This is a genomic window from Skermanella stibiiresistens SB22, assembly GCF_000576635.1.
Taxonomy (GTDB): domain Bacteria; phylum Pseudomonadota; class Alphaproteobacteria; order Azospirillales; family Azospirillaceae; genus Skermanella; species Skermanella stibiiresistens.
Genome location: NZ_AVFL01000085.1, coordinates 1 through 4,123, shown reverse-complemented (window position 1 = coordinate 4,123; position 4,123 = coordinate 1). Strand labels below are relative to the sequence as shown.

At 52.4% G+C, this 4,123-nt stretch carries 3 protein-coding genes and 1 pseudogene; all 4 read right to left on the bottom strand.

Going from position 1 to position 4,123, the window contains the following annotated elements:
• Positions 1 to 268 precede the first annotated feature (268 nt).
• Positions 269 to 1,342, bottom strand: a pseudogene (locus N825_RS35465) (IS630 family transposase).
• Between the two features lie 132 nt (positions 1,343 to 1,474).
• On the bottom strand, positions 1,475 to 2,068 hold the full coding sequence (locus N825_RS39570) for a hypothetical protein (RefSeq protein ID WP_157619793.1): 594 nt from the start codon (positions 2,066 to 2,068) through the stop codon (positions 1,475 to 1,477).
• A complete protein-coding gene (locus tag N825_RS39565) occupies positions 2,056 to 2,625 on the bottom strand; it encodes a hypothetical protein (protein ID WP_157619792.1) in 570 nt (189 codons plus the stop codon). Before N825_RS39565 ends, N825_RS39570 begins: the two co-directional genes overlap by 13 nt.
• On the bottom strand, positions 2,600 to 3,901 hold the full coding sequence (locus N825_RS38525) for a trypsin-like serine peptidase (RefSeq protein WP_198039086.1): 1,302 nt from the start codon (positions 3,899 to 3,901) through the stop codon (positions 2,600 to 2,602). Before N825_RS38525 ends, N825_RS39565 begins: the two co-directional genes overlap by 26 nt.
• Positions 3,902 to 4,123 lie beyond the last annotated feature (222 nt).

Genomic DNA, 4,123 nt, shown 5'->3' with positions numbered 1-4,123 from the left:
CTGCCCTGATCACCCTCCGCTTCGTCGAAAGATGGTTTTGTTAGGCACTCTAAGCCAAGGCCTGCGCCGCCTAGCGCGGCGCTTCGAACCGATCGCGGCGCTGACGATCAACGGGCGCCGGAACGGGAAACCTCGCACGCTCGTCCGCCTGTTCGATGGTGGAACTGGGCATTCCTGAGAAGGCGCCCATGCTTTTGCTTGTGCATGGAATGACATGGATCATCGCCTGACCCAGCTGCGTCATCCGTGGACCACCTAGTGCACCGACTCATTGAAGGGATGCAGCGGGTAAGTGCCTGAGCTTCTCCAGGATGGTCTCGGCGGATTTGGTCCAGACGAAGGGTTTGGCCTTTCCGTTGTGGTCCTTAATGAAGCGTCGGATTTCGCCTTCAAGCTGGTTAACAGAGGTGAAGACACCGCGCTTCAGGCGCTTGCGGGTCAGAGTTGAGAAGAAGCCCTCGACGGCGTTCAGCCAGGAAGCCGAAGTGGGCGTGTAGTGGAAGACCCAACGCGGGTGATCGGCAAGCCAGTCCTGTACCTTGGGATGCTTGTGGGTGGCATGGTTATCCAGGATGGCATGGATGATCCTGCCCGCCGGAACGGCACGCTCGACGGCGTTGAGGAACTTGATGAACTCCTGATGGCGATGCTGGCTCATGCGGCGGCCAACCACGGTGCCGTCCAGCACGTTCAGGGCAGCAAACAAGGTGGTGGTGCCGTGGCGCTTGTGGTCGTGGGTCATTGTCCCGTATTTCCCCGGTTTCAGCGGCAGCCCCGGCTGGGTGCGGTCGAGCGCCTGGATCTGAGACTTCTCATCGATGGATACGACCACCGCATGGGCGGGCGGGTCCATGTGGAGGCCGACGACATCCTCCACCTTGGCGGCAAAGGCCGGATCGTTGGACCACTTGAAGGTACGGATGCGGTGCGGCTGGAGCCGGTGCGCCTCCCAGATGCGCTGGATCGTGCGTAGGCTCAGGTTGACGGCTTTAGCCATCGCCCGTCCGGTCCAGTGTGTCACCGTTCCGGGCGGCTCCGCGCAGTCAGGGCGACCACCCGCCGTACCGTCTCCTGCGGAACCGGGGCTTTGCCCGGCTTGCGGCTGGGTTCACGCAGCAGGACGTCCACGCCTTTCTCGGCGAAGCGACGTTGCCAGCGCCAAACCGACGGCCGGCTCACCCCGGCCTGCCGGGCGATCTCCCAGCACCGGCAGGCGATCGCCGGACAGAAGGACGATCCGGACCCGCTGCACATGCTTGAGCGGGCGGTTGCGATCCCCGATGACGGCCGCCAATCGCTTGAGGTATTCAGAGCTAACGATGACGCTAACTGTCTGAGCCATGAGCTCAGACTCGCATAACGCCGATCCGCTGTGAATCCCTTGTCGGTGTCAATGCATTAGCTCGTCGTACAGGAGCTTCAGAAGAACTTCGTGTCGAGTGTTAGCAACATCATTCTTTCACCTCCAATCCTTCTACTTCGAGTCTACTGACATCACCACCCTACCATTATTTCCGTTCTCATCGATATCAAGATGAACATCTTGCCCCCTATATCGATCGGAAAACCAGACCCGGTCGCCGTCGCCGCCTACCCGTCCCATAGGATGATAGCGCGGCTTGTCGACGCCTCGGAAGCTGTACCCAAATAGGTTTTGCCGAGAAATACAAGCTTCTGTACGACTTTCAAGTCGGTTCAAGACCGCCAAAAGCTCCCCGCGGCGCGATAGAGGAGCATCAGCAAACACGCAGATATATCGCGCGTCGAGAGTTCCAAGGCCATAGTCAACATAGCAACTCGATGCCCCTTCAATCAGGACCGTGCCATTATGACGATCTTCGTCGATACGCCTCCCGCGAATTTGTGCGAAGTAGCCACCATCGCTAAGGCCGTCGGTGCCCTGAATTATAACATAATGCAACTGGTCGCAAAAACTTCCCGTTGCACGTTCCGGACTCAACAGAGGATTGCGATCGGTGACGCTATCTTCACAGCCGCTCACCGCAAGGAGAACCAAGATTGCCGAACTCAACAAACCGACTCGAGTATAAGAAACTATGATCGACATTCGAAAAACACCTCATAAGCTAGCTTTGCATCGGAAGGACCACTACGATAATTTACAATAGCTTGATAGCGACGGAGTCCACTGGAAGCCCATGTATCCAGTCCGGCTCCGATGATCTTTTTTACTGAACTCGAAATCAGTTCCGTGGATCCTGAAGTAATCCAAGATAATATTTGCCCCAATGATTCATCTGGCTTTTTCTCCCGGGTTATGACTGTGCCTCCTGCGCGTTGTAGGCGGTTCAGTGTTTCGGCAACTGAAGGAGGTAAGCTACCAACTGCCGTAGGCGTAGCTATATTTATTTGTATAGGTGTGTAACCACCCCGGGTCGCTTTCAATAACAATTCAGTAGCGCCAGGGCCTTCCGTGAAAACCACTATCGGATTGTTATTACAAGGTTGGAGCGGAGCATTGATTTGAGCTACAGTAATGATTTCCTCTGCAATTGCTTGAGCAGCACTTTCGGTTCCACCCTGTGCGGCAGCTTTCAAAGCGATAGTAGAACACAGCAAGGCAGACAAAAAAGCCAAACTAGTCAAGACAACGATTCTGTTCATACCCCATCTCCGCAAAGATACGCCTAACGTCGCTGATAGTATCAGGACCACAAAATATCAATGCTCCAGTTGATGCGCTGTATATCGGGACAGCTCCAAGCAGCAGAACATCCCGAATGATGCCAGGATCTTTTATTTCTCTATTATTAGCGCGATCAACTAATTCGGCGAGAATCTGCTCTCCACGCTCCCCGTTGAGTCGAACGCCATTTTTTGCTAGAGCATTTAGTGCCTGACGGTCACCAGATAATACTGTTATCTCGGCCAGAGAATTGCGTCGGTCAATTTCTCGGATGGACACGCGTTCCAAAAACATCGTGTTAATCCAATCTACAGCAACCTGGCGGCGGACAGCGTCGATGAACGCTTCACGGAGAACATTTTCGGGTACAGTATAGCCGCTTCGGTTCACATCAAAGGGCGGTGAAACAATTTTCGCGACATTAGGTATTCCGATAGGCGGTGGAGGGTAGAACATACGCACCATTGAGTTCGCTATATTAGACCGCTCAAGACCCTTGATATGAACACCGACTACCGCAAAATCAGTAGCAGACACAACGATCGCGCCAGAACTACCGCCAAAGGTCGCACACAGGTGTGTGAATTGTCCTTGAATCAGTGGAGATTTGTTTTCGATAACGCACCGACCACTTGAAAGACGCTTAGATTGACCAAGTGGGTGACTTATTATAGCAACTGTTTCGCCTGGGATCGGGTCCCGGACATTTAGGGCAAATGGTTGAATTTTTCCTGTAAGACTCTCGCGTAATCTTATGATCGAGATATCCATTTGAGGATTTACGATTACAGGCGCGGTACTAATTTCAGCAATACGTACATTATTATGATTGTTGTAAGTCTCGTATCCAGCAACTGCTCGAGCTCTGACCAGAGTCTTGCCAGAGTTTATAGATCCAGGCACGCAATGTGCTGCGGTCACAAGCAGATCAGTGGAAATGGCAGTCCCTGTGCACGTGTCGTCTGATAAAGATCCATCAGGCTGCCGATACAGAAGATCAATTCTTACAACTGCGTTAGCAAGCCGTCGCAGCGAGTCACTTGGCCTGAGGCTGTTCATTAGATACAACAGTCTTGGTTGGCCAGTAGTCAATTGATTAAGTTGCTCCAGAAGCGCGCCGCCAGCCAGTTGATCAATTGATTTGTCGATGGCAAAATAACGTTCCTCAGAATTTCCTGCAACAGCGTAACTGATAGATGTAAAATTGATGGCAAGTCCAAAAGCTACAGTGAGAGATTTGAAAACTTTTAACATCATCTTTACCCAGTAGCTAATCTTCTCAAACTGCTCGTCAAGACTATAGAACTGTTTGATGTATAACGTAATTGGCTTTTAAGGTTAAGATATTATCTCAAAAGTACATGCAGGTTTACGGTGCACCTCATAGCCGAAGACTTTCCATACATGCGGGAGAAATTTAGGGAGATGGTGACATTAAGAGTGCCTAACAAAACCATCTTTCGACGAAGCGGAGGG